Consider the following 4,779-nt stretch of genomic DNA (forward strand, 5'->3'; position numbering starts at 1 on the left):
TGCGGTTGTGTTCGAATGGCAGGATCTCGCGGGCGGCGAGGTGCTGATGCACGATCCGACCGTCTGGGTGACGTCCGAGACGCACCACAGGCACGAGGAGCGGCCGGTGCCGATCGCGCTCTACAGCCGCGAGGGCTGGTGCCGCGACTTCGCGATCAAGTCGCTGGAACAGCGCGGCCTTGCCTATCGCGTCGCCTATACCAGCGACACCAATGGCGGCCTCAAGCTCGCGGTCACCTCGGGCCTGGCGATCGCGCCGATCTCGCGCAGCAACATCCCGGCCGGCTGCCGCGAGCTGACCGCGGCCGACGGCTTCGGCGACATCGATTCCTCGAATGTCGTTTTGCATCGCAATCCGGCCGCCGCCGGCGAAGCGATCGACAGCATGGAGAATGCGATCCGCGAGGCGTTCACGCTGACGCCCGGCGCGCTCCTTGACGGCTGACCTGCGTTGCTTCAATCCGGTGGGGGCGGCGGCTCCGCGCTACCCTGCCGGCGTGCTCTCGGAGAAGGTCAGACGGTTGCCGAACGGGTCGTCGACGGTGACCTCTCTCGTTCCCCAGGGCGTCTCTTCCAACCCCGGCCTGGCGTAGCGGTATTTCTTCGCTGTCAGCTCGCGATGCAGCGCCGCTATGTCGGCCACTGCGACGCGGACATGGGAGCCCGGCGAACCGTCGCCATGATGCTCGCTCAGATGCAACTCGCAGCCGTCGCGGGCAATGCCGGTGTAAAGCGGCGCATCGTCGTCGAAACGGTGCTCGAACCGTACCTCGAAGCCGAGGAAGCCGAGATAGAATTCATGCGCCTTGGCGACGTCGAATATGCGCAATATCGGAGTGACGGCACCGAGCTTCGGCATTGCGTTGCGACCGTTGGGAAGAGGCGGGCTATTTCAGTTCCAGCAGCCGTTCGAGATAGCTGCGTTCGATGTCGGGGCTGAGCGCGTTGCCGAGCCGCTTGCGGATCGCTTCCAGGATCTGGCGCGCGCGCTGGACATCGATCTCGTCGGGCACCTTCACCGAATTGCCGTCGTCGGGCCCGCGCGTGGCGCGCGGTCGGCCGAGCGGGTCGCGGTCGGCATCCTGCTGGCGGCCGCCCTGCTCGCTGCCGCCCTGGTCGCCCTGCATGGCCTGCAGCTGCTTCATCATGTCCTTGGCGCCACGGCGCAGCGCCTCCAGCGCGCGGCCCTGATGGCCGACGGCCTGGTCGCCGTCGCCTTCGCCCAGCGCCTGCTCGGCATTGCCCATCGACTTGCCGGCTTCGCCAAATCCTTCGTTGGGCTCCATGCCCATGCCTTCCAGGCCCTTCTTCAACTGCTCGAGGTCGTTCTGCAGCTTGCCCTGGCCTTCCTGCAACTGCTTCAGCGCGTCGGCGAATTCCTGCGGCGTCATCGGCTTCGGGCGGGCGAGCGGATCGCGGTCCTGTCCCGGTCCCGGCCTGTCCTCGTCCTGGCCGCCGCCGTTTTCGCCGAGCTGCTCGTCGCGGTTCTCGCCGCGCTGCCGCTGGCCGCGCTGCATCTGGTCCATGCGGAAGGTGTCGTTCATCATCTCCTGCTGGCGCCGCATGATCTCGCCCAGCTTGTCCATCTGCTGGCGCATCTCACTGTCCTGCTCGCCGCCCTGCTGCTGACGGCCGGCCTGCAGGTTGTTCATCATGTCCTGCAATTGCGACAGCAACTGCTGGGCGCGGTCGCGGTCGCCGGATTTGGCGAGGTTCTCGATCTCGTCCATCATGCGTTCGATGTCGCTCTGGCGCAGTTCCTGGCCGTTCTGCTGCATCTGCGGCGCGTTCGGATTCTGCTTGGCGCGCTCGGCGAATTCCTGCAGGAACTGGTTCATCGCCTCGCGCAGTTCCTTCATCGCCTTGTCGATCTCTTCGTCGCTGGCGCCCCTGTTGATGGCATCCTGCAGAGCCTGCTGCGCCTGGCGCAGCCGCCGCTCGGCCGCCGACAGATTGCCCTCCTCGATGCCGAGCGCGATTTCCCAGAGGTAGGACACGACATTGCGCAGCTGATCGTCATTGTCGGCCATCTTCAGCCGGCTGCGGGCGCTCATGATGGCGAGGTAGTGCGCCATGTTGTCGAACGTGTCCTCCGGGCGCAGCGTGATCGCGTCCATCAGCTCGAGCACGCGCGGCTTCGAATTGGCGTCGAGCCCAAGCATGCGGCGCTGCTCGATCACCGCCCGCGCCAGGGGGTTGGCGAAGGGCCGCTCCGGCATCACCAGCGTCTTGGTCTCACTGGTCGCGGTATGGCCGGCGTCGTCGGTGGCGGTGAGGGTCAGCTTGATGCTGCCGCCGGACCAGACGTGCTCGGTCAGGTCCTTGCTGGTCTTGGCGGCGTTGCCCTTGCCGCCGCGCCGCGGCAGCGCCAGCGGCATGTCGGGCGGGCCATAGAGCGGATGCGCGTTGGGCGCCTGCGTGTCGGCGAGCGCTAACTCCGCCTTGGCCGAGGCCGCGCCATAGTCGTCGTCGATCTGGTAGTTGAGCTCGAAGGCACCGTTGACGGCGCGCTTCGGCTCGCCGGCGAAGCGGATCGTCGGCGGCTTGTCCGGAATGACGGCGAAGGCCCAGCGGCCGAGGTCGTCCTCGCCCGATTTCAGCGTCAGCGTGCCGTCGCCGGTCAGCTTGCCGGTGAACTGGCGCACCTTTGGCGCCGCTGTCGCCTCGGGCTTGGCGGCCTGCGGCGCGGCCGGGTCGATGGCGCGGGCATTGCCGTCCTTGTCGGCAAAGCTCAGCGTCTCCTCGCCCGAGCCGCCGGTGACGCGCAGCGAGACATCGCTGCCTTGCGGCACGGTGAAGGTGGCCGCCGCCTGTTTGGCGTCGGCGGTGAGGAAGAGCGGCGGCTTGCCGGTATAGGCCGGCGGCGTCACCCAGGCATCGATGCGCGGCGGAACGGCGTCGCGCGCCGCGCGGGCGACGAAACCGTCGCTTACGCGGCCGCCGGAGGGGCCGAAGGAGAAGGCGAAGGCGGTGACCAGAAGCAGCGCCGCCACGGCGCGCAGGCCCCAGCGGTCGCGCTCCGGCACACGCGCGCGCGGCCGGTCGGCGCCAAGACTGCCCAAGCGCTCGGCCATGCGCTTCTGGTGCTCGCGCCACAGCGCCTGCGAGAAGATGCTTTCGTGGCCGCTCGGGCGATCGGTCTGCACCTGCACCGGACTGTGCAACAATTCGTTGGCCGCCTCGATGCGCCGGTCGATCTCTGCGGCGGACGGCCAGCGGAAGAAGCGCAGCGGATAGAGCGCGGCAAGGGCGGCGCCGGCGAAGACGATCAGCACGCCGATGCGCGCAACGTCGGGCAGAAGCGGGAACAGGCCGAGCCAGGAGATGCTGAGGAACAGGCTGGCAAGGACGAGCAGCGGCAGAAGCAGCGGCCAACCGCGCTCGACCAGCATGGAGGTCCGCGTCGCCAGCCGGCTCAGGGCAAGACGCCCGGCCAGGCCACGATCGCCGCTGGAAGTGGGTCGTTGCGTCATCGGCCCTTCCCGTCCGGGCGGGATAGCCCGAACCTCAGGACTGGAAGTTTACCAGCAAACACGGCAAAGGCGAGGCGGGTTCCAAAAACGTGAACCGTTCTTTCCGGTTTATGGTCAGAATTTTGCGGGATCGGTGTTGGATCCGCAGACCAGAACCGCGATGCGCTCGCCCGGCGAGGGCTGGTAGCGGCCGGAGAGCACCGCCGCGAAGGCTGCAGCGCCACCCGGCTCGGAAATGATTCGCACCCGGTCCCAGAGCGCTTTCTGAGCGGCGATGATGTCATCGTCGCTGACCAGGAGCGAGCGCTCGACATAGGCCTCGGCGATCGGGAACATCATTTCGCCCACACGCTTCGGGGCCAGCGAATCGGCGGCGATGCCTTCGGCCGGCGCATCGACGGGCCGGCCGGCCTCGAAGGCGCGATGGAGCGTCGGTGCGCCCTCCGGCTCGACGGCGACGATCCGGATGCGGCCGGCAAACCAGGCGGCGATGCCGCCGATAAGGCCGCCGCCGCCGACGGCGACCAGCAGCGTGTCGATTTCGGGCAGGTCGGCCTCGATCTCGAGGCCGAGCGTGCCTTGCCCGACCAGCGTTTCCTCCTGGTTGAAGGCATGGATCTGCAGCGCTCCGGTGCTTGCGGCGAAGTCCTCGCTGGCGGCCAGCGCCTCGGCGTAGCGCGCGCCGCCGACGACCAGTTCGGCGCCATAGCCGCGAATGCGCGCCAGCTTGGCCGGCGGGCTTACTTCGGGAACGAAGATGGTCGCCTTGTGGCCGAGCCGCATGGCGGCATAGGCGACCGCCGCGCCATGATTGCCGCCGGAGGCGGCGACGACGCCGGCCTTCGGCACGGGGCGTTCGAGCAGGTTGGTGAAGGCGCCCCGCGCCTTGAACGAGCCGGAATGCTGCAGGCATTCGAGCTTGAGATCGACGGCAAGCGGCGCCTGGCCGAAATCGGCCATGTCGATGCGCAGCACCGGGGTGTGGCGCACGTACGGCCGGATGCGCGGCTCCATCGCGGCGATGCGTTCGCGGGTGATGATGTTCGGATTGGTCATGGTTCGCCTCCTAACCGTGCCGGCTGTCGTCCACGCGCCAGCCGGAATGAACTCATGGCCGCCTGCCTATTTCAGCCAGTCGGGAATGGAATCCAGTCCGATCAGCTCGTCATAGGTCTGGCGCGGGCGCACGACGTGGAAGCGGTCGCCGTCGACCAGCACTTCCGGCACGAGCAGGCGGGTGTTGTAGGTGCCCGCCTGCACCGCGCCATAGGCGCCGGCGGTGGCAATCGCGATCAGGGCGCCCGCC

4 protein-coding genes and 1 pseudogene are annotated in these 4,779 nt (G+C 68.2%); 1 reads left to right on the top strand and 4 read right to left on the bottom strand.

All coding sequences use genetic code 11. The features are described from left to right. Positions 1 to 445, top strand: a 445-nt coding sequence (locus EN738_RS31080) for a LysR substrate-binding domain-containing protein (RefSeq protein WP_245494825.1), incomplete at its 5' end; no start/stop codon positions are given. A gap of 39 nt (positions 446 to 484) precedes the next feature. Here the strand turns inward: EN738_RS31080 and EN738_RS31085 are convergent. From EN738_RS31085 to EN738_RS31100, 4 genes and pseudogenes are all read right to left on the bottom strand, one after another. Next, positions 485 to 859, bottom strand: a complete 375-nt coding sequence (locus tag EN738_RS31085) for a glyoxalase superfamily protein (RefSeq protein WP_127286942.1) — start codon at positions 857 to 859, stop codon at positions 485 to 487. Positions 860 to 887: 28 nt separating this feature from the next. Further along, positions 888 to 3,473, bottom strand: a complete 2,586-nt coding sequence (locus EN738_RS31090) for a TIGR02302 family protein (RefSeq protein WP_127286943.1) — start codon at positions 3,471 to 3,473, stop codon at positions 888 to 890. 114 nt (positions 3,474 to 3,587) lie between these two features. Beyond that, positions 3,588 to 4,529, bottom strand: coding sequence for a threonine/serine dehydratase (locus tag EN738_RS31095; protein ID WP_127286944.1), 942 nt, complete (start codon positions 4,527 to 4,529; stop codon positions 3,588 to 3,590). Between the two features lie 66 nt (positions 4,530 to 4,595). After that, positions 4,596 to 4,779 (bottom strand): annotated as a pseudogene (locus tag EN738_RS31100) (diaminopimelate decarboxylase); the annotation flags it as partial.

The sequence above is a fragment of the Mesorhizobium sp. M4B.F.Ca.ET.017.02.2.1 genome, from assembly GCF_003998955.1.
GTDB classification, from domain to species: domain Bacteria; phylum Pseudomonadota; class Alphaproteobacteria; order Rhizobiales; family Rhizobiaceae; genus Mesorhizobium; species Mesorhizobium abyssinicae.